Source organism: Roseobacter weihaiensis (assembly GCF_020622345.1).
GTDB lineage: Bacteria > Pseudomonadota > Alphaproteobacteria > Rhodobacterales > Rhodobacteraceae > Roseobacter > Roseobacter weihaiensis.
In genome coordinates, this window is record NZ_JACNMO010000011.1 from 47,257 (window position 1) to 70,098 (window position 22,842).

Annotated in this window: 21 protein-coding genes and 1 pseudogene; 6 read left to right on the top strand and 16 right to left on the bottom strand. The window is 59.0% G+C overall.

What is annotated here, in order from left to right; genetic code table 11:
* The first annotated feature begins 131 nt into the window (after window positions 1-131).
* Genes H7847_RS13985 through H7847_RS13995 form a run of 3 tightly spaced genes read left to right on the top strand, consistent with a single transcriptional unit; the run spans window position 132 to window position 2,949 of the window.
* Complete coding sequence (locus H7847_RS13985; protein ID WP_227270101.1) at window positions 132-800, top strand: TRAP transporter small permease; 669 nt, start codon at window positions 132-134, stop codon at window positions 798-800.
* Window positions 800-2,158, top strand: a complete 1,359-nt coding sequence (locus H7847_RS13990) for a TRAP transporter large permease (protein WP_227270102.1) — start codon at window positions 800-802, stop codon at window positions 2,156-2,158. The genes H7847_RS13985 and H7847_RS13990 overlap by 1 nt, the downstream gene beginning before the upstream one ends.
* Before the next feature lie 11 nt (window positions 2,159-2,169).
* On the top strand, window positions 2,170-2,949 hold the full coding sequence (locus H7847_RS13995; RefSeq protein WP_227270103.1) for an IclR family transcriptional regulator: 780 nt from the start codon (window positions 2,170-2,172) through the stop codon (window positions 2,947-2,949).
* A 24-nt stretch (window positions 2,950-2,973) separates the two neighbouring features.
* Here H7847_RS13995 and H7847_RS14000 read toward each other — a convergent pair whose 3' ends face one another.
* The 8 genes from H7847_RS14000 to H7847_RS14035 form a co-directional block, all read right to left on the bottom strand.
* Entirely contained in the window at window positions 2,974-5,208 is a 2,235-nt protein-coding gene (locus H7847_RS14000; RefSeq protein WP_227270104.1) for a xanthine dehydrogenase family protein molybdopterin-binding subunit, read from the bottom strand.
* A gap of 10 nt (window positions 5,209-5,218) precedes the next feature.
* A complete protein-coding gene (locus H7847_RS14005) occupies window positions 5,219-5,950 on the bottom strand; it encodes a peptidase (protein WP_227270105.1) in 732 nt (243 codons plus the stop codon).
* A gap of 37 nt (window positions 5,951-5,987) precedes the next feature.
* Window positions 5,988-6,785: a transglutaminase family protein gene (locus tag H7847_RS14010; protein ID WP_227270106.1), complete on the bottom strand. Its 798-nt coding sequence runs from the start codon at window positions 6,783-6,785 to the stop codon at window positions 5,988-5,990.
* On the bottom strand, window positions 6,785-7,726 hold the full coding sequence (locus H7847_RS14015; protein WP_227270107.1) for an alpha-E domain-containing protein: 942 nt from the start codon (window positions 7,724-7,726) through the stop codon (window positions 6,785-6,787). Before H7847_RS14015 ends, H7847_RS14010 begins: the two co-directional genes overlap by 1 nt.
* Window position 7,727: 1 nt before the next feature.
* Entirely contained in the window at window positions 7,728-9,152 is a 1,425-nt protein-coding gene (locus H7847_RS14020) for a circularly permuted type 2 ATP-grasp protein (RefSeq protein ID WP_227270108.1), read from the bottom strand.
* A gap of 133 nt (window positions 9,153-9,285) precedes the next feature.
* Window positions 9,286-9,756: a CIA30 family protein gene (locus H7847_RS14025; protein ID WP_227270109.1), complete on the bottom strand. Its 471-nt coding sequence runs from the start codon at window positions 9,754-9,756 to the stop codon at window positions 9,286-9,288.
* Between the two features lie 126 nt (window positions 9,757-9,882).
* Complete coding sequence (locus H7847_RS14030; protein ID WP_227270110.1) at window positions 9,883-10,314, bottom strand: ion channel; 432 nt, start codon at window positions 10,312-10,314, stop codon at window positions 9,883-9,885.
* A gap of 357 nt (window positions 10,315-10,671) precedes the next feature.
* Window positions 10,672-11,535, bottom strand: a complete 864-nt coding sequence (locus H7847_RS14035; RefSeq protein ID WP_227270111.1) for a LysR family transcriptional regulator — start codon at window positions 11,533-11,535, stop codon at window positions 10,672-10,674.
* 177 nt (window positions 11,536-11,712) lie between these two features.
* On the opposite strand from H7847_RS14035, the pseudogene H7847_RS14040 reads away from it, so the two are divergent.
* From H7847_RS14040 to H7847_RS14050, 3 genes and pseudogenes are all read left to right on the top strand, one after another.
* A pseudogene (locus tag H7847_RS14040) lies at window positions 11,713-12,181 on the top strand (sodium-dependent bicarbonate transport family permease).
* Window positions 12,178-12,522, top strand: a complete 345-nt coding sequence (locus tag H7847_RS14045) for an ATP-binding protein (protein WP_227270112.1) — start codon at window positions 12,178-12,180, stop codon at window positions 12,520-12,522. Before H7847_RS14040 ends, H7847_RS14045 begins: the two are co-directional and overlap by 4 nt.
* Before the next feature lie 293 nt (window positions 12,523-12,815).
* Window positions 12,816-14,147, top strand: coding sequence for an aspartate aminotransferase family protein (locus H7847_RS14050; RefSeq protein WP_227270113.1), 1,332 nt, complete (start codon window positions 12,816-12,818; stop codon window positions 14,145-14,147).
* A gap of 19 nt (window positions 14,148-14,166) precedes the next feature.
* Here H7847_RS14050 and H7847_RS14055 read toward each other — a convergent pair whose 3' ends face one another.
* The 8 genes from H7847_RS14055 to H7847_RS14090 all read right to left on the bottom strand — a co-directional run bounded on the left by H7847_RS14055 (window position 14,167) and on the right by H7847_RS14090 (window position 22,746).
* On the bottom strand, window positions 14,167-15,663 hold the full coding sequence (locus H7847_RS14055; protein ID WP_406676000.1) for a mannitol dehydrogenase family protein: 1,497 nt from the start codon (window positions 15,661-15,663) through the stop codon (window positions 14,167-14,169).
* On the bottom strand, window positions 15,663-16,436 hold the full coding sequence (locus H7847_RS14060) for an L-iditol 2-dehydrogenase (protein WP_227270114.1): 774 nt from the start codon (window positions 16,434-16,436) through the stop codon (window positions 15,663-15,665). The genes H7847_RS14055 and H7847_RS14060 overlap by 1 nt, the downstream gene beginning before the upstream one ends.
* Window positions 16,433-17,437 carry an ABC transporter ATP-binding protein gene (locus tag H7847_RS14065; protein ID WP_227270115.1) on the bottom strand — a complete coding sequence of 335 codons (1,005 nt, stop codon included), beginning with the start codon at window positions 17,435-17,437 and terminating at the stop codon, window positions 16,433-16,435. The genes H7847_RS14060 and H7847_RS14065 overlap by 4 nt, the downstream gene beginning before the upstream one ends.
* An 11-nt stretch (window positions 17,438-17,448) precedes the next feature.
* The gene (locus tag H7847_RS14070) at window positions 17,449-18,279 is read right to left on the bottom strand and encodes a carbohydrate ABC transporter permease (RefSeq protein ID WP_227270116.1); all 831 of its coding nucleotides are present in this window, start codon (window positions 18,277-18,279) and stop codon (window positions 17,449-17,451) included.
* 12 nt (window positions 18,280-18,291) lie between these two features.
* The gene (locus H7847_RS14075; RefSeq protein ID WP_227270117.1) at window positions 18,292-19,158 is read right to left on the bottom strand and encodes a carbohydrate ABC transporter permease; all 867 of its coding nucleotides are present in this window, start codon (window positions 19,156-19,158) and stop codon (window positions 18,292-18,294) included.
* A gap of 117 nt (window positions 19,159-19,275) precedes the next feature.
* Window positions 19,276-20,577: an ABC transporter substrate-binding protein gene (locus H7847_RS14080; protein WP_227270118.1), complete on the bottom strand. Its 1,302-nt coding sequence runs from the start codon at window positions 20,575-20,577 to the stop codon at window positions 19,276-19,278.
* A gap of 89 nt (window positions 20,578-20,666) precedes the next feature.
* Complete coding sequence (locus H7847_RS14085; protein ID WP_227270119.1) at window positions 20,667-21,698, bottom strand: LacI family DNA-binding transcriptional regulator; 1,032 nt, start codon at window positions 21,696-21,698, stop codon at window positions 20,667-20,669.
* Between the two features lie 214 nt (window positions 21,699-21,912).
* On the bottom strand, window positions 21,913-22,746 hold the full coding sequence (locus H7847_RS14090) for an alpha/beta fold hydrolase (protein WP_227270120.1): 834 nt from the start codon (window positions 22,744-22,746) through the stop codon (window positions 21,913-21,915).
* Window positions 22,747-22,842: the final 96 nt, after the last annotated feature.

Consider the following 22,842-nt stretch of genomic DNA (forward strand, 5'->3'; position numbering starts at 1 on the left):
ATCAACAGCCGGTTCCCTAAGGGGGGCCGGTATTTTTTCCGCAGCTGCGAAAAACTGATCTGGGCGCATATCCGCACGCAACACATCAGTGCAAATCGGGGCGTGGACCAAACCTTTGGGAGGGACAGGGTTTGTCGATACTTTCTGATATGGGAACGATCCTCTCAGCGCTTGCTTCGCAGGACAGCTTTGAGATCACCAATTCGATGCGCTCGGACGCCAAGTGGTATCTGGGCGTCATTGCCGTTGCGATAGGGGGATATCTGGTCTCCCTTGTTTATCGCAAACTACCCTTTGTCGAGCGTCATCTGGAACGCACGATCATGGTGTATTCTTATCTGGCGATTGCCTTCATCATTTTCTGGGGTGTTGTGGACCGCTTTGTCTTTAACAACCAGCAGCCCTGGTCCACCACGATCCCGCCGTTCCTGTTTATGGTGATGGCATGGTTTGGCGCGGCCTATAACATACGCCTACGTACGCACCTGAGCTTTTCGGAGTTTCGCACCAAGATGCCACGGATCGGGCAGATTTCCTGCCTGTGGCTCGACTTCTTTTTGTGGTTCGGCTTTGCGCTCATCCTTTTTGTCACAACCAGCCGACTGACGGCAAACTCAGCCGCCAACTTTCAGATCGTGCTGGGCACGGATAACACGATGCAATGGTGGTTCCTCATCACCGCACCCTTCGCGGCCCTTCTGATGGCCGGGCGCGCCTTTCAGAACATTGCCGATGACATGCGAAAATACCGCTCCGGCGAGCCGCTCATCGAACAAGCTGTCATCGGGGGAGATGCGTAATGGCTGATGGTTCCTGGATTACTCTTATCTCTCTGGCCGTCACCATGCTCTTTATGTTGGGTGTGCCGGTGCTTCTGGTCATCGCCTATTGGGTGATTGGCTGCTCCTTCGTTCTGGGTCTGACGCTCGACAATATGGGCGCCGAGCTGATGAACGTCTTCAACAAGGGTTTTGCCCTGCTGGCGATGCCGCTCTTTATTCTGACCGGGGACTTGATCAACAAATCTGGCATTGCGCGAAGGCTCTCTGATTTTGCCTACGCCTGTCTGGGTTGGCTCAGGGGCGGTCTGGCGATGGCATCCCTGGGGGCTTGCGGGCTCTTTGCCGCGATCTCCGGGTCGAACTCCGCAACCACGGCCACCATCGGGTCGATGCTGCATCCTGAAATGGTCAAGGGCGGCTATGACGAGCGCTTCTCTGCGGCCACGGCGGCGGCGGGCGGCACGGTCGGGATCATTATCCCGCCCTCGATCATCTTCATCGTCTATGGCTTCTTGATGAACCTGCCGATCTCGGACCTCTTCGTGGCCGGTATCATTCCGGGCGCGCTGATGGTCTTTGCCATGCAGTTCGCCTGCTGGGTGATCTGCCGGATCAACGGCTGGGGCTACCTGATCCCGCTGCAACTCACCCGTGTGCTGAAGATGGCCTTTGGCGCTTGGCTGGGGTTCTTTGCCATCGGTCTGGTACTCTGGGGCATCTACACCGGCAAGTTCTCCCCAACCGAAGCCGCTGGCGTGACGGTGGGCTTCTGCGTCATCGCAGGTCTCTTGAGCTGGGCGCTGAGCCGCCTTTTCCGGATCAAGCCAGACAAGGACTGGACGGAAAAGAGCTACGCCGAAATGCTGCTGGTGGAAGGCTTCACCATCCCGCAAATCCCCGGCATCGTGGTTCGCTCTGCCCAGATCACGGGAATTCTGGCACCTCTTATCGCGATCTCCGTAGTGATGCAGCAGATCCTGTCGCTGCTGGGTGCACAGCAGGTGATTGGCGATTTCGTGATCTCCATGGGCGGCTATTATGCGGTACTGGCGACGGCGATGCTGATCGTATTCGTCTCGGGCATGGTGCTGGAATCCCTGCCCGTCACGATCATCCTCGCGCCGATCCTGGCACCGATTGCAGCCAGCGTCGGGGTCGATCCGGTGCACTTCTCGGTGATCTTCCTCGTGGGGGCCTCGATCGGCTTCATCACACCGCCTTATGGTTTGAACCTCTACGTTGCATCAGGCGTGACCGGGGTGCCGTATTTCCGGTTGCTCAAGTACTCTACAATGTATCTGGTATCACTGATGGCGATCTGGTTTTTTGTGGCTTTGACACCGGAAACTGCGCTATTCCTATTGCCTGATAGATAAGACGAGACCCCATGCCTGACGACCTCACTTCGGATAAACAAGGACAGATACCAACCAACTTAAGGTTGCTGTACTTACTGGAAGGGGTCGCCAAGGCCGGGGTCCCGGTTACCCCCTCAGCGCTCAAAGATACGCTGAACCTGCCGAAACCCACGCTCCACCGTTTGTTTCACACAGCAGAGGAGGCCGGCTATCTGCAACGCGATCTCGACGGCCGGTCCTACAGCCCCGGCCCTCGGCTGCGCCGACTGGCGGTCAATACGCTGTCGTCACAGCGCGTCCGCATGGTCCGCCTGAGCATCCTGCGCCGGGTAGCCGAGGAAATTGGCGAGACCTGCAATATCGCCACGCCCGACCGCGATGGAATGATCTACCTTGACCGGGTCGAAACCCACTGGCCGTTGCGCATCCAACTCCCTGTGGGCTCACAGGTGCCGTTTCACTGCACCGCCAGTGGCAAGATGTATCTCGCCTCCCTGCGTCCTGCCTACCTGGACCGGTTTCTGGCCAACGCGACCCTGGACGAGCGCGTCGCGGGGACCATTACCGACGAAACCCTCCTGAAAGCGGAGCTGGAGACGACCCGCAAGCGCGGTTATTCGACCGATGCGGAGGAATTCATGGATGGCATGGCAGCGGTCGCCGTGCCGATCTATGACATGCAGCACAGGTTGGTTTCGACACTCTCGGTCCATGCGCCGCTGCAACGGCTCGGGTTGAGCGACCTCGTCGCCAAGGTCGATCTGTTAAAGGATGCAGCACATGAGTTGTCGGAACTCATCAACACCTGATCTATTGCACCGGGCCGTTGGTGCTCAGGCGAAATCAATGTGTTTGTAAAATGGCATTTCCCGCAACCGCTGGCCTGTGGCATCAAAAATCGCGTTTGCCAGAGCGGGGGCTGCTGGCGGCACCGGCGGCTCACCCACACCCTTGACGGTGAAATGCGTCTCCAGCCCGCGCACGAAAATCTCCGGGCTTTGATCAAAGCGCAGGCCTTCGGCATCGTGGTAATTGCTCTGTTCGGCCTGACCCTCTGCATAGGTGATCTCTGAATTGATGGCGTGGCCGAGGCCCCAGATGACGCCCCCCTGCACCTGATTTTCGAAATTGACCGGGTCGATGACACGGCCCACATCTGCCGCCACCCAGACCTTGTCGATCCGAATGCCCTGCGGCGTGGCGCTCACCTCCACCACCTCTGCGGTAGGCACCCCGAAGCTTTCCACGAGCGCGACGCCACGCCCTTTGCCCGACGCCAGCGGGCTGCCCCAGTTTGACATCTCCGCGACCGCCTCCAGCGTGCCACGTGCGGCATCCCAGCGACACAGGCGCAGACGCTCTTCCATCGGGTCCGCCCCGGCCGCGTGGATCAATTCGTCCAGAAACCCTTCCAGAAAAAAGCCGCAAGAGGATGCCCCGACCGCCCGCCAACTGGAGGTCGGGGCGAGACCCGGCGTCCGAAACGCCCTGACCCGAAAGTTATCGATCGCATAAGGCGCATTCCAGGCCCCCGCAGCAATCTGGATATCGGGGCCCAGAAACGGATAGCCCAGCCGGTCAAGCTGCGAGGCAATCGGCGCTGGCGCCGCAATGTCGAGCGCAAGCGCCTGCACCTTCCCCCCCGCGACAGCCCCGCGCGCCCGGCTCATCCCCATGTGACGGGGATAGTCCTGGGCAAAGTCTTCTTCGCGGCTGTAGGTCAGTTTGATCGGGGTGCCCTTCATCTGAACCGCAATCTCTGCGGCATGCAGCACGTGATCCATCTCCAGCCGGTGACCAAAGCTGCCGCCGGCGTATTGGTTGCGCAGCACCACCTGATCCTTGCGGTGGTTCGTGATCCGCGCCACCGCGCGTTGCACGAAGGGGGGCAGCTGGGTCGAGGTCCAGACCTCCACCCGGTCTTCCGTGACCCTGACCGTCGCGTTGAGTGGCTCAAGCGGCTGATGGGCCACATAGGGCGCGCGGTACTCCGCCGCGATCACCTCAGCCGACAACGCCGCCTCAACATCCCCGTCGTCGCGCCAGGTTGCATCCCACCGCGCGTCGGTAAAGGAGGCGGCAAGCGCCTCCCAATGCGCGGCCTGCTCGGCGGGGTAAGGGGCCGGGCCCCAGGCAGGCTCCAGCGCCAAAGCCGCCTGCATCGCCGTCCAGGTGTTGTCGGCGACAACCGCGAAGCCCTTGCTGATCCGCAGGGCCGAGACCACGCCCGGCATGTCCTGTGCGAGGCTCAGATCCGCGTCGCCCACCGCGCCGCGATAGGGCGACAGGCGGATGGCTGCAAAAAGCATGCCATCGAGCCGGATGTCGATGCCGTAGCTCTGCATCCCGGTGGATTTGGCGACCACATCCTGCCGCAGCGTCGGCTGGCCGATCAGCTTCCAGTCAGCCGGGTCGCGCAGGGCCACATCCTGGTCGGGCTCAAGCAGAGCTGCCTCTTCGGCAAGCGCCTGATAGGGCACCGCAGTGCCATCGGCTAAAATCACGGACCCAGCTTGGGTGCGCAGGTCCGCAGGCTCAACGCCGTACGCCAGTGCAGCCGCCCGTTTGAGCGTTTCACGTGCCACAGCGCCCGCCACGCGCAGCTTGACGAAACTGTCCGGCACCGAACTGGAGCCCCCGGTGCCCTGCAGCCCGATGACCTTGCTCAGCGCGCCGAGGGCATCACGTGAGGTTTCCGCCAGCATGCCGCGATCAGTGGTGGCAAAGGGCACCCCCTCAGCCGCCATGGCGGTGTTGTAATAGGCTGGCGCGGGCGGGCCGAACGCCGTCTCGAACTGGCCCGGCTCAAGATCAAGCTCTTCGGCCAGAAGCAGCGCCTGCATATGCACGACACCCTGCCCCACATCGACATGTGGCGTGATCAGCGTGATGCGATCCGCGCTGATCTTGACCCAGGGGTTGAAGCTGGCCTCAGAGGGCCGCAGGCCTTCACGCAGAGGGTTTTCAGGTGTCTGGACAAGCTTGTAGACGCCAAAGGCGACCCCGCCGGCAATCGCAGCCGATCCAACCAGAAACCCGCGACGGGCAATTTTTCCGACCCGAGACATACAACTTTATCTAGGTCTTATAGTTCGGAAGCAAGTCCAGGGCCGACTTCAAAGCCTCCCCCCACCCGGAGGAAATGGACTGGTAGATCTCATCGCTTTCGTCGATGCGGATCTGGCGATCTGCATGCAGCGCTTCGTTCTCATAGACATGAACATCAAAGGGCAGACCGACCGAGAGATTGGATTTGATGGTCGAATCAAAGGAGACCAGCAAGAGCTTGAGCGCCTCGTCAAAGCTGAGGTCCGGATCATAGGCCCGCACCAGGATCGGCTTGCCGTATTTTGCCTCGCCGATCTGAAAGAACGGCGTGTCATCGGTGACCTCGATGAAATTTCCCTGCGGATAGACCAGAAAGATCGTGGGTTGGCCGCCTTTGATCTGGCCCCCGACAATCACGGAGGCGCTGAATTGGTCGTTGGCCGTCGGCGCATCTGGGCTGCTGTAGGCGATCACCTCCTTGAGGGTCGCGCCAACCAGACGCGCAACCTGAAACATCGAAGGCTGGTTCAGGATACCCGGGTCCCGTTCCTCAACCGCCGAGGAGCGCTCCGCAAGCAGGCTCACCATGGCTTGCGTCGTGGCCAGATTGCCCGCCGTCATGATCGTGATCGACCGCTCGCCCGGCACCGCCCAGGTGAACAGCTTGCGGCTGGTCGAGAAGTTGTCGACACCGGCATTGGTCCGGGTATCGGACATAAAGACAAGCCCGGAGTTGAGGCGCATGCCGACGCAGTAAGTCATGGTCATCCACTAGATGAGGGGGGTCTTGCAGTCAGGCTTACTGCTGAACTTGCAAAGATACAATCATACTCTCGTTGCCGGCGCCAGTGCGCAGCCCGAAAATCGGCGCGGCGTCATGCGCATCGCGCCCCACGGCGATGCGGGCGTATTTCTCATCCGGGCTGACACCGTTTGAGACGTCAAAGCCAACCCAGCCGAGGTCGTTCAGATGCACCTCGGCCCAGGCGTGGCTGGCATCCTGATCGACCTGATCGTTCATCAACAGATATCCGCTGACATAGCGTGCAGGCAGGCCCGCTATCCGGGCTGCCGCAACAAAGATATTCGCGTGATCCTGACACACACCTTTTCCGGCAGCGATGGCCCCTTCCGCCGTTGTCGTGGCATTGGTGGTGCCGGTCTCGTAGGGCACAGCTTTGAGGATGGCAGCACTTAGCGCGTGCAGCCCGTCAAGCACGTCTTTTTCGGTCCCAATCGCCTCCGAGAGCGCCTTTACCCCATCGCCCGGCTCGGTCAGGGTCGTTTGCTGCGCGAAATGCCAAAGGGGCGCACGGGTATAGAACTTGCCCAGAACTCCAGCGGTATCGCGGGTCTCGACCCGACCCGAGGCCATAATCGACAGCTTCTGGGTCCCCGCCTCGGCGCTGACCAGATCGACGTGGTTGCCGTAGTGGTCGGTGTAGCTGGTCTCGATCTTGCCGCCACTGACGTCCACGGACCAATCCTGCACCGTCTGCACCTGCGAGGCGAGAGGATGCAGCCGCAGCTTTTGCAATGCAAAATCCACCGGGGCATCATAGGCATATTCGGTCACATGTCGGATGTTGAGTTGCATTATGCGTTGAACCTGTAATCTTGTTCGATCTGAAAGCCCAAAGCCCTCCCATCACCTATGACCGATTGAAGGAACTCGTGCAGCCCTTCCTCGAAGATCGTACCGATGTCGCGGTTTTTCAGACGTACGTTAAGCGCCTCGGCCATTGCAAGGCTTTCGGGTCGTGTGCCGTAGTCCTCTGCGAGATAATTCAGGTTATCTACCAGTTGCGAAGCGCAAAAGGCCAGCGACCGCGGCAACCTGCGGTCGAGGATCAGAAACTGCGCGATGTTCGGGGCGTTGTACTCCCCATCCAGCGCCCATCGAAAGGAGGCGTGCGCGGACACGGATCGCAGCACCATTTCCCATTGCACGTTGTCCATCCGGCTGCCCACGAAAGACGTGGCCGGCAGGAGCGCGTGATACTTCACGTCAATGATCCGGGCGGTGCTGTCCATACGCTCGATGAATGTGCCCAAGCGGCAGAAATCATAGATATCATTGCGGAGCATTGTGCCGTGCAGGGCGCCGCGCACCAGCGCACCCTGCTGGCGGATCGTGGCCAGCACATCCGGCAGGTCGGTTTCGGGGATCGGCTCCTTGAGCACTTTGCTCAATACCATCCAGGTCTCATTGACCGCCCCCCAGACCTCTGTGGTCAGGGCGGTGCGCACCAGCCTGGCATTGTCCCGCGCAAACTTGATGACCGACAGGACAGAGTTCGGATTGCCCGGGTCGCGCAGCAAAAAGTCCGTGACCCGCGCGCTGTCATATCCGTCGTGTTTGGCATCATAGGCCATTTGGCTGGCAGAGGTGACGATGACGGACTTCCATTCGGATTCCGGGTCGCTGGAGCGGGTCAGCGCGATGCGAAATCCCGCCTCGATCAGGCGCGCCGTGTTGCCCGCCCGCTCAAGATTGCGGAACATCCAAAACAGGCCCCCTGCGGTCTTGCCCAGCATGTCAGCCCTCCAAAACCCAGGTGTCCTTGGTGCCACCGCCCTGGCTGGAGTTGACCACCAGGCTGCCTTCGGTCAGGGCGACACGGGTCAACCCGCCCGGCACGATGTCCACCGCATTGGGTGAAACAAGCGCAAAGGGGCGCAAATCCACGTGGCGCGGGGCCAGCCCCGCCTCTGTCAGGATCGGCACGGTTGACAGCGACAGCGTAGGCTGCGCGATATAGTTGGAGGGGCGCGCCTTGAGCTTGGCGGCAAAGGCAGACAGCTCTTTCTTGCTGGCAGCGGGCCCGACCAGCATGCCGTAGCCGCCCGAGCCATGCACCTCCTTGACCACCAGGTCGGCGAGGTTATCCAGCACGTATTGCAAGGTGTCCTTCTCGGCGCAGCGATGCGTTTGCACGTTTTTCAGAATAGCTTTCTCACCGGTGTAGAATTCAACAATGTCTGGGACATAGCTATAAACTGCCTTGTCATCCGCCACGCCGGTGCCGGGCGCATTGGTAATCGTGATATTGCCCGCGCGGTAGACATCCATGATCCCCGGCACCCCCAGCATCGACTTGGGGTTAAAGGTCAGCGGGTCGAGAAACTCATCATCGACACGGCGATAGATCACGTCAATGACCTTGTAGCCGCGGGTGGTGCGCATCGCGATGTGACCGTCCATGACGCGCAAATCATGACCCTCAACCAGTTCCACCCCCATCTGATCGGCCAGAAAGCTGTGTTCGTAGTAAGCCGAGTTGTGAATGCCGGGTGTCAGGACAACAACGCAAGGACGACCGCTGCATCCTGCGGGGGCCGACGCCTCCAGCGACCGTCGCAGGTTTTTCGGATAATCACTGACCGGCTGCACCTTGATCTTGCTGAAAAGCTCAGGGAACATCTGCAGCATCGTCTCGCGGTTTTCGAGCATGTAGCTCACCCCGGAGGGTGTCCGCGCATTGTCTTCCAGCACGTAGAATTCGTTTTCACCGGTGCGGACGATATCGGTGCCGACAATATGCGTATAGACGCCACCTGCCGGGCTGAAATCCATCATCTCGGGCAGGAATGCCTCGTTATTGGCCACCAGTTCAATCGGGACGACGCCTGCGCGCAAAATCTCCTGCCGGTTGTAGATATCATGCAGGAACGCATTGATCGCGCGAACCCGCTGCTCGATCCCTCTAGACAATTTGGTCCATTCGGTGTTCGACAGGATCCGCGGCACAAGGTCAAAGGGGATCAGCCGCTCCTCCGCGTCAGCCTGCCCGTAGACGTTGAAGGTGATGCCAGTTCTGCGAAAGAAAGCTTCGGCTTCCTGCGCTTTTTTCGACAGCCGACCCACGTCTTGCTGGTCGAACCATGACTGGTATCTCTGATATGGTGTCCGGACCCCCTCGGAGAGTGACATTTCGCAAAAGTGTTGGGGATTTTTTGTCATCTGCTTACCGTAGCGAACCCCACCAGCGGTGCAACCAAGTTTATCACAAGCCGCAACCCAGCTCGCTAACATCCCGGAAACACCGGAGATTTGCTCAAGAATTAACCTTTCAAACCGATCAGAAAACGAGAGATTATCGGTAGAGCCGGAGACCGCCTACAGCAATATCCGCGTCAAAAACGCGCCCAATGCCGAGGACGCCAATTCGACGCAAAGCCGCAGGATCGAAGGCGACCTGCGTGCGGTGCGCCTCAAAGACCTCAAACGGGAGATAGAGGGTCTGCCATCTGTCGATGGCGACGATCTCGGCTCGGAAGGATTGCCAGGGCCGGGTCAACTGCGCGGTGCGCAATCTGATCTCGTAGCGTTCACCGTTGCCCAGGACATCCAACGCAATGCCGGCCCAGTCGGATGCATCAAAAACGCGACCGTCCGCTGCGATATCAAAGGCCATCTGTACAAAGCCGCCGTTGTTATCCAGTGAAACACGCCCGGTCAGATGCGCCGATCTTTGGCCTTTGACACTCTCAAGGCGGAGCTGTCCCTCTGAGACACCGCCCATAACTCTGTCGGAGACGTATTCCCAGCGTGGTGATAGTTCCAAAACCTGCTCCTGTGCTGCTGCGGCGCTTCCGATCAGTAGAAAACTCATCCAGACCGATACCCCGCGAATGAAACCCGCACCCAAAACGCGCAGAGAAGGGCAACGGGGGTTCACCGCAAATGGCCTCTAGTCATCTTCCAGCCCGCCAATGATCTCGGGAAAGAGCCCAACCAGAAACGCGGTCGTCAACCCGAAGGCCAGAATACCATTGACAGAGGCCATCCCGCCCAGAATGCGAAAATCCGGGCCGAGCGTTACATCGCCATACCCAACGGTCGTGTAGGTCACCAATGCAAAGTAAATCGGCTCCTCATAGCCCGGCAAAGCGCCCAGCAGCCACAGCGATATCGCCCAGATGTAAAGATGCGCGGTATGCGAGGCCAAAAAGACCATCACCACAAGGGAAACGACGACAAACGCCCGCACCCCCGTCTGAGCCTTTACAAGAGCCTCGTTGTCGTGCAACCGATGGATCACCCAGACGCTGACCGCGATGTGGATCAGCGTGCAGAGGATCAAAATAGCACTGCCCAGAATGATTTGCGGCAAAACCGGCATGCGATCACCCGCTCCGGCACATGGCTTGCAAGCGGTCAGTCAACGAAACCCGTCGGCGCGTATTGAGTTCAGTTTTCAATTCGGTTGGCATGGTCATCCAGAGGCTTTCGTGGGGAGATCTAGGCATACGCCAGAACACTTCTGCAAAAACTGCAAGACTTTGACCTGACACGGTGCAGAGTTCGCGTGTCGGGCGCGCACATCCATGTTGCAGTTTTCTTATCTCTGCGAGCGCGCTGGAATGCAACCCACCTGCCGCCTTACCGGGCCCGAAATCTGCGGACTTTCTTGGGTGTGCCGCCGAAAAACCGGCACTACCTTTCGGGCGACCTGCAGGCCTTGGATGCTATGAAAGCATCATGCCGATAGCAATTGCTGCAATACCGGATGGGGAAAGCTGCGCCGCACGGTAACGGCGAAAAAGCTCTCAACAATGTTCAGGTCGAAGGACGCTGTCACCAACCGGCCGGAGGCGATCTCATCCGCAAGCACCACATCCGGGGCAATGGCCACCCCGGCGTCTGCACGGGCGAGCAAGCGTACCATCGCCATATCATCCACATCGGCAGCAATGCGGGGCGTGATATCCAACCGCGCAATCAGGCTGTCAAAGCCCCGCCGGATCGAACTGTCGGTGGGCACGATCAGCGGCTCGCTCGATAAAAGCTCGGTCAAACTGCCATGCGCCATGCGTGCAGCAGCCCCATGAATCCCAACGGTCTGCTCTGCCAATCGGTGGGCGGTGAATTCCGATCCTTCGGCGCTCTTGGGCGGCTCTGTCGTAAGCAACACGTCAAGCGCAAGTGATCTGAGCCCATCAAAGAGGACCTCTTCGCTCCCGGATTTCAGGATCACATTGACATCCGGCGTGCCCAGTATCGGCTCAAGGAACCGCAGCTGAAAATTCCGCGACAAGGTCGACAGCGCGCCGACACGCAAAGGCGGTACATCAGCATTGCTGCGCTGCAGGGTCGCGATGAGTTCTTCGCCCGTGCCAAAAATCCGGTCGGCATGGTCCAGCACGATCCGACCGACCTCCGTGAGGACAAGCTGCCGCCCCACACGATCAAAAAGCGCATGACCAAGCCGTTCTTCGAGCGTGCGTATCTGAGACGACAAGGCGGATTGCGACAGGTTCACCCGATCGGCTGTCCGGGTGAGGTGCCCTGTGTGGGCCACTTCGCGGAAATACCGCAGGTGATGATAGTTCAGATTGTCCATGGTTCTCTTAAATAGAACATTTTGCAGGTAAAGATATATTTTTCTTATTCCCGCGACTGATCCATTTCCCGGAGGCACGCATAAAAGGGACAACCATGGACATCGTGACGGAAATCGCAGGCACGATGCTGGCGCAGATGCAAAAGCCCACCCTTGCAGCCTTGCTTGGGGGGCATGATGCTCGCAGCCTTGGGGAGCAAGATCGAAATCCCTGATCCGGTCTACAAGGTCATTGTCATCCTGCTGCTGCTCAAAGTCGGCCTGGGCGCGGGCATCTCGATCCGCGAAGCGGACTTTATCTCTCTTGCGGTCCCTGCCTTTGCAGCCGCTGCTGTCGGTGTTTCCATCGTTCTGCTGGGGGCGGTCCCTCGCGCGGTTCAGCGGCGTGTCGCGCATGGATGCAATGGCAACTGTCGGGCTTTTTGGGGCCGTGTCAGCCTCGACCCTGGCAGCAGGCATGGCGATGCCGGATGCAGAGGACATTTTCTACGAAGGCTTTATCGGCGCGCTCTACCCCTTCATGGATATTGCAGCGCGGGTCACAGCCATTGTTCTGGCCCGGATGAGCGCGCAACGCCGGGACGCGCATGCAATGCAGGGTGCAGTGGTGATGGGCATTGGGCGCGGTCACGGCTGGCGGAGTTGAGAAAAGCCGCGCTTGCCCACGTGCTCTATGGTCTGACCGCACCCGTCATTCAGGGGTTGATCGGCTTTGGGCCGGGGCTGGTGGCGCACCATCTGACCGGGGTTTTACGCAGGCGGCGGCGTCCTGATGTCGATCATGGCCGCATCCAGTTCGGATACGCCGGCCGGATTTTTGAGCCTATGCAACGGCTTCACACACAGGACGAGATCGAAGGATCGGAGCTTGGCCTTGCCATGTGCAAAAGGATCGCGACCACACACAGCGGCGATGTGCAACTGGAGGACAGCTATCACGAAGGCGGCCGTTTCATTGTGCGGTTGTCCAAGTCCTTGAAGGGTTAAGCAAGGCGGTCGATCGCAAGGGCGAGGTCCAAAACGAATATCAGGGGGTCGACCGCGGCTCAACAACCACGACGGGCGGTCAGCGGCAGAATGGTGCACGCGCGCCTTTTGCCCCGGACGGGGGGGGCCGTACACACATAGGCTGATGAGGTACGGGCACCGATCAGTACCTCTGTTCGCACATATCGGAAACGGATTGAGAGTGCCCTGATTGCCATGGAATTCAATCCCGGATGGCGCTAGACCTATGATGATTTCAGTTTGTGCATCCACTGATGCAGGGAGCCCCCCCGATGTCGCATGTCTTTCCCCGCCACTGCAAAGCAGAACCGCCAACAGCTGTGCGCGGACAGGGCTGCTATCTCTACGACAGCACGGGTAAGGCCTATCTGGATGGGTCCGGCGGGGCGGCAGTATCTTGTCTGGGCCACGGCGATCCCGATATCGTGGAAGCCGTTCAAAATCAGGCCGCTGCGCTGGCATTTGCCCATACCGGGTTTTTCACCTCTGAACCTGCCGAAGAACTGGCAAATACGCTGGTGGATGCGGCACCCGGCGGGCTGGATAAAGTGTATTTCGTCTCGGGCGGATCAGAGGCGACCGAGGCCGCGATCAAGCTGGCAAGGCAATACCATGTTGAAAACGGCCAGCCGCAACGCCGCCATCTTATCGCACGTCAGCAAAGCTATCATGGCAATACGCTTGGGGCGTTGGCCGCGGGTGGCAACATGTGGCGTCGGCAGCAGTTTTCCCCGTTGCTCATCGATGTGAGCCATATACCGCCGTGTTATGAATACATGCTGCGGGAAGCGAGCGAGAGCACCCAAGAGTACGGGCAGCGCGCGGCCCAAGAGCTTGAGGAGGAGATACTGCGCCTCGGTCCTGATACCGTGATGGCGTTTATGGCTGAACCCATTGTCGGAGCCACCATGGGGGCTGTTCCCGCAGTGGACGGCTATTTCAGGCGCATTCGCGAGATCTGCGACACCTACGGCGTGCTCTTGATACTGGACGAAGTCATGTGCGGCATGGGGCGGACCGGTGATCTCTTTGCCTGTGACGCGGAGGGGATCGCACCCGATATTCTCTGTATCGCCAAGGGATTGGGGGCTGGGTATCAACCGATCGGCGCAATGCTCTGCACTGGCGAAATCTATCAGACGATTGAGAGCGGCAGTGGCTTTTTTCAGCATGGGCATACTTACATCGGACATCCCGTCGCCACTGCCGCCGGGCTCGCGGTTGTCAAAAAGATCATCGGCCAAAACCTGGCGGACAGAGCTGCGCGCCAGGGCAAAGTGCTTGCGGGCGCTTTGCACAGACAGCTTGGCCAGCATCCGCATATTGGCGATATCCGGGGACGCGGATTGTTTCGAGGCATCGAGATTGTTCAGGATCGAGAGACCAAGACACCCTTTGACCCGAACCTTGGGTATGCCGCGAGGATCAAGGCTGCCGCTTTTGACGAGGGGCTGATCTGCTATCCGATGTCAGGCACGCGGGATGGGCGCAGCGGGGATCATGTGTTGCTCGCCCCCCCTTTCATCATCGAAGACGATCAGATCGACGAGCTGGTTACAAAACTCGCATCGTCCATTGCCAAGGTCATTAGCGCTGGCGCATAGCCATCGACCGATGCCGTAGTCAACTGCGCAGATAGGCGTCAAGCGTTGCCTCAACGCCATTTGCGTAGAGAGATGACAGCCACTTTGCGAAGGCCTCGGCAAGCTCCGGGTGATCGGAGAGGTCTCCGTAAATCTGCTTCATACCCAGCCATTTGGATGGATCATGCCGCGCTGCTTTGGCGACACGCTGCAAGCTGTCCCAATTTGGGTCATTGGCGGCAACGGCAGAGCCGTCTTCGCGTGTGCCGTCGCAGTACCGGGCCCAGAGGGCAGAGACAAGTGCCAGCCCCGATACCGGCGTGCCCGCGTCCAAACCATCTCTGATCGAAGGCACGATAAAGCCGGGGTGACGGCTGGAGCCATCAAATGCCACGCGCCGCGTGGTGTCTTTGATCTCGGGGTTCGCAAAGCGCGTCTCGATCAGGCCCAGATAGGCCAGCGGCGCCATCCCGGGCACGGGCGGGACATGCGGCGCAATTTCCTCTGCCGCCACTTTGCGCAAAAACGACCTGATCAGCGGATGGGCCATCGCGTCCGAGATCGTCTCAAGGCCAATGATCTCAGCCGGATCGGCGATGACCTGATGACCCCCGTTGAGCAACCGGATCTTCATCTTTTCAAACGCATGCACCTCAGAGGTCATCGTCGCCCCGACCTTTTCCCATGCCGGGCGGCCTGCGCAAAAGGCGTCTTCGATGACCCACTGACGATAGTTTTCGTGGGTCACCGGGGCTGCATCCTGAATGCCGAAAGTGCGGGCCAGCGCAATTTCGGACGGGCCCGTCGCCGGCACGATGCAATCCACCATCGCATTGGGAAATGTGCATTCCTGATCGATCCAGGCCGCAAGCTGCGGGTCGGACAGGCGGGCCAGCGACACAATGGTCTGTCGTAATATGGTGCCATTGCCTTGCAGGTTGTCACAGCTTTGCGCGGTAAACGGTCCGGCACCGGCGGTACGCCGTCGGCGCAACGCTGCAATCATCGCGCCAAAGGCCGTGCGTGGCGTCTCGGGATGCGCGGCGTCATGCGCGATGTCGGGATGCGCGGCATCGAAGCCGCCAGTGGCGGGGTCAAGATAATACCCGCCTTCTGTGACCGTCAGCGATACAATCCGGATCACAGGGTCGGCCATCTGGGCAATCAGCGCCCCGTTGCCGACCTCTACCGGCAGAAAATCGATCATTGGTCCGCTGATCTCGACCGATTTTGCAGCCGGGTCCAGCGCGATCAGGGTGGTCAGACAGTCCTGTTCCAGCAGCCGGACACGCTGATCGGCGTCAGCGGCGCGGACCCCGGCACCGATGATCCCCCAATCAAGCGCTTCGCCCTGTTGCATCAGCCGGTGCAGATACCATGCCTGATGCGCGCGATGAAAATTGCCAAGACCAATATGCACGATGCCGGGTGTGATGGCGCTGCGGTCGTATGTCGGCTGCGCGATGTTGCGGCCTAGACGGCCCAATGCCGCGTTGCTCAGTTTCATAAGCCCGGTCTTTTCTGCCCCATCTGCCATCAGCTCATCCACTGTCCGCCATCAACGTTGTAGCATTGCGCGACGATGTAATCCGCCGCATCGCTGGCAAGGAAAACGGCCATACCGGTGAGATCCGCGGCCGTGCCCATCCGCCCATAGGGCACGGCAGCTGCCACTTCTTTCTTCTTTTGACCGGGGGCTTTGCCTTCATGTTTGGCAAAGAACGCATCGACCCCATCCCAGTGTTCGCCGTCGACAACACCCGGGGCAATGGCATTCACGTTGATCCCGTGCTCAATCAGGTTCAGACCTGCCGATTGCGTCAGGCTGATGACCGCCGCCTTGGTCGCACAGTAGACCGCCACCAGGGGCTCGCCCCGGCGACCGGCCTGACTGGCCATATTGATGATACGTCCCCGTATGGAGTTTGCGATCATATGCCGGGCAACCGCCTGCATCGTGAACAGCGTGCCGGCAACATTGATGTCAAACACACGGGCATAGTCGGCGCGATCAATCTCGACCACAGGGGCAGCCGTGAAGAGCGCTGCATTGTTGATAAGGATGTCAATCGGCCCGAAGGCCTGCACCGTTTCCGCAACCGCGCGGTCAATGCTCGCCTGGTCGGCCACATCCATTTCAACCGCAAGCGCCATTTCACCGATCTCATGCGCCGCATTGCGCGCGCGCGCGATATCAACGTCGGCGATGGCGACACGGGCCCCTTCGGCTACATAGGCCTGTGCAAAGGCAAGCCCGATCCCGCGCGCAGCCCCCGTGATGAGCGCTGTTTTCCCCTGCAGACGGTTCATGCGATACGCAACCCGTCCTGGTCAAAGCGGTGGATCACCTCGTCACGGGGCGTGAGATAAATGGTATCGCCGTGATTGAACCCGACCTCGCCGTCCGCCCGCACGGTGATCGTCTCCGCAAGACCTGTCTGGTGGATGTGGAAGAAGGTATCGGAGCCCAGATGCTCTGCAACACCGACAACACCGCGCCATCTGCCTTCACTCTCGGAGACTGTGATGTGCTCGGGCCGCACCCCGATTGTATGCGCGTTGTGCTTGCCGGCTTCTTCTCCCGACACGAAGTTCATTTTCGGGGACCCGATAAAACCTGCCACAAAGAGGTTGCGCGGCGCGCGGTAGAGCTCGAGCGGAGAGCCAACCTGTTCGATATGTCCGGCCCGCAGCACCACGATCTTGTCGGCCATCGTCATCGCCTCGACCTGATCGTGGGTTACGTAGATCATCGTCGTCTCAAGCCGCTTGTGCAGTTCGGAGATTTCAAGCCGCATGCCCACGCGCAGCGCGGCATCGAGGTTCGACAGCGGCTCGTCAAAGAGAAACGCCGAAGGTTCGCGCACGATGGCCCGCCCGATGGCGACGCGCTGACGCTGCCCGCCAGACAGTTGGCCCGGTTTGCGCTCGATGTAGTCGCTCAGGTTCAGGACACTTGCTGCGCCCTCGACACGACGCTCAATCTCTGCCTGATCCATCTTTGCCATCCGCAGCGGGAACGCGATATTCTTGCGCACCGACATATGGGGGTAGAGCGCATAGGACTGAAAGACCATCGCCAGCCCTCGTTTTGCCGGAGGCACATTGGTTGCATCGGTACCATCAATGCGGATTTCACCACTTGTGGTATCCTCCAGCCCCGCAATCAGGCGCAGCAGCGTAGACTTGCCGCACCCGGATGGGCCAACAAAGACGGTGAACTCTCCGTCATCGATTGTCAGGTCCAACGGCGGGATAACCTGAGTTTCACCGAAGCTTTTGGTTACTTTATCGAGTGTAATGCGTCCCATGTTCTTGGTCCTTATTTTACCGCGCCAAAGGTCAGGCCACGGACAAGTTGTTTCTGGCTGAACCAGCCAAGGATCAGGATCGGCGCGATTGCCATCGTTGAGGCTGCGCTGAGTTTCGCGAAAAAGAGGCCTTCGGGACTGGAATAGCTGGCAATGAAGGCTGTCAGAGGTGCGGCATTCACCGCTGTCAGGTTGAGCGTCCAGAAGGCTTCGTTCCAGGCCAGGATGAAGTTGAGCAGGATTGTCGAGGCGATGCCGGGGATCGCCATCGGTGTGAGCACATAGAGGATTTCCTCTTTGAGGCTGGCCCCGTCCATACGCGCCGCCTCAAGGATTTCACCGGGAATTTCCTTGAAGTAGGTGTAGAGCATCCAGACGATGATCGGCAGATTGATGAGCATCAGCACGACGACCAGACCAAAGCGGTTGTCGAGCAGCCCGAACTGAATGAAGATCAGGTAGATCGGGTAGAGGACCCCAACCGCCGGCAACATCTTGGTGGACAGCATCCACAGCAGGATGTCCTTGGTCCGCCGGGAGGGCACAAAGGCCATCGACCAGGCGGCGGGGATGGCGATGATGATCCCCAGAATTGTCGAGCCCCCCGCAATGATCACCGAATTCCACAAAAAGCGCATATAGTTGGAACGCTCCTGGACCACGGCATAGTTCTCCAGCGTCCAGTCGAAGAACAGGAAGACGGGCGGGTCGCTGATCGCCTGCGCTTCGGTCTTGAAGCTGGTCAGGATCGTCCACAGGATCGGGAAGAAGATCAGCAGCCCGATGGTCCAGGCCACCAGCGTATTGAGCGCTTTGCGTCGAGATGTAACTGAACGTGCCATGATCTCTCCTCCTCAGTTGTCCAGGTTCTTGCCGACGATGCGCATCAGGAAAATGGCAACGATGTTGGCGAGAATAATGGCGTAAACCCCACCGGCAGACCCAAGCCCGACATTCTGGCTTTCAAGCACACGCTGGTAGATCAGGTAGGTCAGTGTCCGGGAGCCGAAGGACCCTTGTGTGGTCACAAAGATCTCTGCAAAGATCGACAGAAGGAAAATCGTCTGGATCAGGACGACCACCGTGATCGCCCGCGACAGGTGTGGCAGGATGATGAACCAGAACCGCTTGACCTTCGGGGCACCGTCCATCTCTGCGGCTTCGAGCTGTTCGCTGTCGAGGGACTGCACCGCGGTCAGCAGGATCAGTGTTGCAAAGGGCAACCACTGCCAGCTGACAATCAGAATGATCGATTCCAGAGAGGCCTGACTGAGCCATTGCACAGGTTCCGCCCCAAAAAACTTCCATAAATGGGCAAAAAGACCGTTCACCGGATCCATGAACATGTTTTTCCAAACCAGCGCGGAGACGGTTGGCATCACAAAGAACGGCGCAATCACAAGAATGCGTACGATACCCTGCCCCCACATCGGCTGGTCAAGCAGCAGCGCCAGCAGTACCCCCAGAACGATAGTGATGAGCAAAACACCCCCGACGATCGTGAGCGTGGCAACCACAGAAGGCCAGAACGCGCTCGAGCTGACGAACCTGACGTAGTTGTCAAAGCCAACCCACCCAAGATCGCCACCGCGCAGGGGCAGGTACTGTTTGAACGAAAAGAGCAGCGTCATGGTCAGGGGGACAAGCATCCACCCCAGGAGCAGGATAACGGCAGGTGCCATCATCAGTCTGGCGGCGGATCGGGAATGCTGGGTAGCCATTGGATGCACCTTTTCCGTTAACGGCAGCGCCGTTTCTGGTTTCAGATTGTTTAAAAAGTATACCAGATACCGAGAGGCGACGGCTTGTATCTGCCGCCTCTCGACAGGGAGGCTCGCCTAGTAGCCCGCAGCTTCCATCGCGTCCAAGGTGATTGCTTGCGCTTTCGCAAGAGCCTCTTCCGCAGTTTGCTGGCCCGCCAGGGCGGCAGAGAATTCCTGCCCGACTTCGGTCGCAAAACCTGCAAACTCAGGGATCGCAACAAACTGAACGCCGACATACGGCACCGGATCCACCGTCGGGTTCAAAGGGTCGGCAGACTGGATGGACTTGAGCGTCATTTCCGCAAAAGGCACTTCCTGGTAGTTGGGGTTCTCGTAGAGCGAAACGCGTGCCCCCGGAGGCACGTTTGCCCAGCCTTCTTTTTCGGCAACCAGTTCGATGTATTCCTTCGAAGTCGCCCACTGGATGAACTCTTTGGCTGCTGCCTCATTCTGGGTTCCCGCCGGAATCGCAAGGGCCCATGCCCACAACCAGTTTCCGCGTTTTCCAAGACCTGTGTCAGGCGCAAGGGCAAAGCCCACCTTGTCCGCAACGGTAGAATCGTTGGGGTTGGTCACAAAGGACGCCGCAACGGTCGCATCGATCCACATGCCGCACTTGCCTTGCTGAAAGAGCGAGAGGTTCTCGTTAAAGCCATTTGTCGACGCGCCGGGAGGGCCTGCATCGTTCAACAGATCGATGTAGAAATTCAGCGTGTCGGCCCAGGGCTGTGTATCAAACTGAGGGGTCCAGTTTTCGTCGAACCAGCGGGCCCCGAATGAGTTCGCGGTGGCGGTAATAAAGGCCGCGTTTTCGCCCCAGCCCGCTTTGCCGCGCAGGCAGATACCGTAGATCTCGTTGTCCTTGTCGGTCATTGCGCGGGCCGCTTCGGCGATGAACTCCCACGTGGGCGCTTCCGGCATTTCCAGTCCAGCCGCTTCCATCAGGTCGGTTCGGTACATCACCATCGAGCTTTCGCCGTAGAATGGTGCCGCATAAAGCGTGCCGTCGTGTGACAGCCCCCCGCGCATCGCCGGCAGGATATCGTCCACGTCATATTCCGCCGGCAAATCATCGAGCGATACCAACCAGCCATTCGCCGCCCAGATAGGTGTTTCATACATCCCTATGGTCATGATGTCGAAAGCCCCACCACTCGTTGAGATGTCCGTTGTCACACGCTGGCGCAGGACGTTCTCTTCCAGAGTGACCCACTCGACTTCATGGCCGGTCTTGGCCGTGAAATCATCCGTCAGCCCCTGCATCCGGATCATGTCACCGTTGTTGACTGTTGCAATTGTAATGGTATCGGCAAATGCGCCACATGTGGTGATCAAACACACCGCTGTGGCCGCACGAAGTGCGCTCCTAATAGACATCCGAATCCTCCCTTAAGCTGGATGTTATAAAGGTAAACGCTAGGCTAAAACTGTTATCGGCGTCAATAAATAAATTTACGCGCGCAAATTTATGCACTGTCCCGCATGATGAGTTTCCCTTCAAACAGCACGGTTTCATGCGTGGTGGTTTCGGTTCCGGACTCAACCGCATCAAAGAGCGTTCGCACCGCGCGGCGCGACACCGCATCATAATCCTGCGCGATGGTGGTCAGGGGCGGGCAGGTGAACCGCGAGAACGGGTGATCGTCCAACCCCGCCACCCGAAGCACGCAGCCTTCTGCGCGCCCCACACGCACCTCTTTTTGGTAGCACGCCGCCAGCAGCCCAATGGCAAGACGGTCATTGCTGCACAGCACTGTCCGGGTGACAAACTGCCCGGTTTCCAGTGCTTTGATGCCCCCTGCCCGCCCGATCTCTTCGAACGCCCAGCCGCGACCTTCCACCTGCACCATTACAGGCGAATGGCCAAGATGCTCCATCGCGCGCACATAAGCCTGCCTGCGCTTGTTGGCGTTGGGGTTCGCGGGATGTTTCATCTCGAAGAAACATGGGGGCTCCCCGGTTCTGCAGAGGTATTCGACAATGAGTTCAGCAAACTGGGGATTATCCGACCCGACAAAGGCCAGGCCGACATCCTGAATATTGCTGTCGAAAAGTACCGTGGGCACATCGTCGCAGAACACCTCGAGCGCGCGGCGGTCTGTGCCCCGACCAAGCGGCGCAATAAGCGCGCCCGCCGGTTTTAGCGCGCGCAGGTTGTCGAGGATATCCCGCTCCAGATCGGCGTCCCCGTGCGAGCTGAAGAGCGTGGGACTATAGCCCGCATCAATGCAGCGCTGTTCAATATTCCGGGCAATCTCGGCAAAGAACGGATCGGCCAGGTAGGGCACCACGACGCCCACGTTCTTGGTCAGCTTGCGGTTCTGGTTAACCGCATAGATGTTCGGACGGTAGTCGTACTTCTTCAACGCGGCCTCGATCCGCACGCGCGTGCTGTCGCGCACGCTTTTCGGATCATTGAAGTACTTGGAAACAGTTGGTCGCGACAACCCGCTGATCGTCGCAAATTGCTCCATGTTCTTGATTTTGATATCTGTCATAGGCCTGCTTCTAATCTCTGTCGCGCACGCAAAGGAGCGCAGCGATTGCACCATAAACTTTACGATACCTCATGAAAGTTGTCGCGCGGAAGCTTTTTGTAAATCTTTCTACATCTTTGTGGGAAGAAAGGAATGCTAAAACCTGCCGAACCGGTCACTTCCAGAAAGCTGGCAGGCCTCAGAGCCCCCGCCACCAACACCGTCCAAGCCACTTTCAACAGGCACCATCACGACGCTCAACCGCTATCCCCAGCATGGCTGCAATGATCGCCTCTGGGGCGTCTTCCTGAACCAGATGCCCCGCCTCTGGAACGCGAACAAGAGGACGGTCAGAGAGAAGCTTGGCCAGCCTTTCACCTGTCTCAATTGGAATCCAGCGATCTTGCATACCCCAGAGTACCTGAACAGGACAGTCCAACCTGCTGTACTTCTCTTCGATCTCATCGGTGTAGCACTGGTCCATCTGCGCAATCTGGCGGTAGAAGGCAGGCTGCCCAACGGGGCCTTGCCATGGCTGCATGTAAACATGAAGCGCGTCATCGGTCAGCGCCACATGGGCGGCCGTCTGGAGATACGCCTTTAGCAGAGCGTCGTGCATATATGCGGGCATGCCCGCGAATGCGGCTTCATGCTGGCGCACATGTTGCACAAAGGGCGAGCCCCACGGCGCAAGGGAAACGGCATCGAATAGCGTCAGGGATCGATAGCGCAGCCCGTCCAGAAAGTAGCTGCGCAGAACCGTCGCGCCCCCAAAATCATGCGCCAGCACGTCGGGCCTTTCTAGATCCCAATGCGCGAGAATGGATGAAAATACGGTGTTCTGAATGCCGAGGGAAACATTCTGATCGTTCGCCATCTCGGATTGGCCATAACCAATCAGGTCAAAGTAATAGACTGTCCAAAACCTGGAAAGGCACGGTGCAATGCGGCGCCAGACCTGCGCCGAAAAGGGCGTGCCGTGCACCAGGACCAGTGGCGGACCGTCGCCCGCGTGCCCCCACCTTACTGCGCCAAAATCCGAATTGAATGTGTTTGGGAGGTTCAGCATGAGCATCTTCATATTTACATTTAGCTAAATTACTATATGTCTGGCCAGATGAATAGGTCAATACAAATCACTGCCGCCGCAAGCGAGACAAGGCTG

Excerpts from the sequence above, each read along its gene's own strand:
- H7847_RS13990 (WP_227270102.1), top strand. The coding sequence starts at position 800 with ATGGCTGATGGTTCCTGGATTACTCTTATCTCTCTGGCCGTCACCATG.
- H7847_RS14010 (WP_227270106.1), bottom strand. The coding sequence starts at position 6,785 with ATGCAACTCAACATCCGACATGTGACCGAATATGCCTATGATGCCCCG.
- H7847_RS14005 (WP_227270105.1), bottom strand. The coding sequence starts at position 5,950 with ATGACTTACTGCGTCGGCATGCGCCTCAACTCCGGGCTTGTCTTTATG.
- H7847_RS14070 (WP_227270116.1), bottom strand. The coding sequence starts at position 18,279 with ATGGCACGTTCAGTTACATCTCGACGCAAAGCGCTCAATACGCTGGTG.
- H7847_RS14020 (WP_227270108.1), bottom strand. The coding sequence starts at position 9,152 with ATGACAAAAAATCCCCAACACTTTTGCGAAATGTCACTCTCCGAGGGG.
- H7847_RS14085 (WP_227270119.1), bottom strand. The coding sequence starts at position 21,698 with ATGACAGATATCAAAATCAAGAACATGGAGCAATTTGCGACGATCAGC.
- H7847_RS14000 (WP_227270104.1), bottom strand. The coding sequence starts at position 5,208 with ATGTCTCGGGTCGGAAAAATTGCCCGTCGCGGGTTTCTGGTTGGATCG.
- H7847_RS14060 (WP_227270114.1), bottom strand. The coding sequence starts at position 16,436 with ATGAACCGTCTGCAGGGGAAAACAGCGCTCATCACGGGGGCTGCGCGC.
- H7847_RS14035 (WP_227270111.1), bottom strand. The coding sequence starts at position 11,535 with ATGGACAATCTGAACTATCATCACCTGCGGTATTTCCGCGAAGTGGCC.
- H7847_RS14055 (WP_406676000.1), bottom strand. The coding sequence starts at position 15,663 with ATGGCAGATGGGGCAGAAAAGACCGGGCTTATGAAACTGAGCAACGCG.
- H7847_RS14050 (WP_227270113.1), top strand. The coding sequence starts at position 12,816 with ATGTCGCATGTCTTTCCCCGCCACTGCAAAGCAGAACCGCCAACAGCT.
- H7847_RS14030 (WP_227270110.1), bottom strand. The coding sequence starts at position 10,314 with ATGCCGGTTTTGCCGCAAATCATTCTGGGCAGTGCTATTTTGATCCTC.
- H7847_RS14015 (WP_227270107.1), bottom strand. The coding sequence starts at position 7,726 with ATGCTGGGCAAGACCGCAGGGGGCCTGTTTTGGATGTTCCGCAATCTT.
- H7847_RS14080 (WP_227270118.1), bottom strand. The coding sequence starts at position 20,577 with ATGTCTATTAGGAGCGCACTTCGTGCGGCCACAGCGGTGTGTTTGATC.
- H7847_RS13995 (WP_227270103.1), top strand. The coding sequence starts at position 2,170 with ATGCCTGACGACCTCACTTCGGATAAACAAGGACAGATACCAACCAAC.
- H7847_RS14090 (WP_227270120.1), bottom strand. The coding sequence starts at position 22,746 with ATGCTGAACCTCCCAAACACATTCAATTCGGATTTTGGCGCAGTAAGG.
- H7847_RS14075 (WP_227270117.1), bottom strand. The coding sequence starts at position 19,158 with ATGGCTACCCAGCATTCCCGATCCGCCGCCAGACTGATGATGGCACCT.
- H7847_RS14065 (WP_227270115.1), bottom strand. The coding sequence starts at position 17,437 with ATGGGACGCATTACACTCGATAAAGTAACCAAAAGCTTCGGTGAAACT.